Source organism: Priestia sp. P5_B4, from assembly GCF_056400385.1.
Genome location: NZ_JBFULJ010001052.1, coordinates 1 through 1,187, shown reverse-complemented (window position 1 = coordinate 1,187; position 1,187 = coordinate 1). Strand labels below are relative to the sequence as shown.

The window sequence follows — 1,187 nt, the reverse complement described above, 5'->3', positions numbered from 1 at the left end:
CGTCAAAAGCGTCTTCTACTGGATAACACGGATCTGAAACAATAAGTTGATTTCCTTTCACCTCGAAAGAACCTAGGATTTTTTTATTCATATTTCCCCCCCATTTATCTAATAGAGGCCAGGAAACATTCAGTTTCTTGGCCTTTTATAGTTCCTATAATGTTGATTATGTGAACTTGTTTTGCATATCCTATGCGCCTTCATTTATGGAACTAGATGAATTAAACTATTAGATAAATGGGGGGGAAATATGAATAAAAAAATCCTAGGTTCTTTCGAGGTGAAAGGAAATCAACTTATTGTTTCAGATCCGTGTTATCCAGTAGAAGACGCTTTTGACGAAAGTGACATATTATCTTGGGTATTGGAGCCAGCTAAAAGTGGAGAATCGGAATCGATTGTCTTCTTCACTGAAGATTTTACGATAACTAAATTAATAGCCTGTCACCGTGCTGTTGAATTGGGTTCAGAATGGACAGAAACAGGTAAAAATATCGGCGTTGATTCTGCTATGGCGGGTATATTTGATGCATCCGTTTTCGGTAGAGATGAAGCTATTTCATACGAATTAAAAAATATTTATGAGATAGAAATGGATGAAGAAGGCATGAAATATTATGTTGCGTGCTCAGACATTATCGCTTCTTCTGATGATGAAGCTGGCATCGTAGCAGGTGGTACAGTTTCAATGTCTGGTATAGGTGATGGATACTACCCCGTTTTTGTTCAACAAAATGATCAAAATGAAATTGTAGCTGTTTTATTGGAATTTTACGTAGAAGATGAAGAAGAATGAAGAAGTAAGAGACTTTCAATAAAGGAAGTCTCTTACTTCTTCCTAGAATTTTGTATATGGTAACTAAGGACGTGGATACTATATACAATTAGAAATTATATTATAAAGGGATATGGACTTYTTTCATCCAACTGCTTGTTTTAGACTTAATAGTAATCAATTGATTGCTTTCCCATTTCAATTCTCCTAAGAAGCTAGCATATACAACTTCATTCCCAACTTCTTCTACAAGTAGATCATTAATTATTCTTAAGCCTCTTTCATTGTAAACCTCACACCATAATTGAAATCCAGAATATCTATGCATTCCCCTTAACATTGCCAAGAGCTTGCGATTAGGGCTTTTCTTTAGTGAAAGCCCTAATCGCAAGCTCTTGGCAATGTTAAGGGG

1 protein-coding gene and 1 pseudogene are annotated in these 1,187 nt (G+C 35.7%); one reads left to right on the top strand and one right to left on the bottom strand.

Translation table 11 applies throughout. The features are described from left to right. Nucleotides 1–280: 280 nt before the first annotated feature. Nucleotides 281–796, top strand: a complete 516-nt coding sequence (locus AC1DRF_RS28695; protein ID WP_427075400.1) for a DUF4241 domain-containing protein — start codon at nucleotides 281–283, stop codon at nucleotides 794–796. Nucleotides 797–896: 100 nt separating this feature from the next. Here the strand turns inward: AC1DRF_RS28695 and AC1DRF_RS28690 are convergent. After that, nucleotides 897–1,187, bottom strand: a pseudogene (locus AC1DRF_RS28690) (hypothetical protein); the annotation flags it as partial.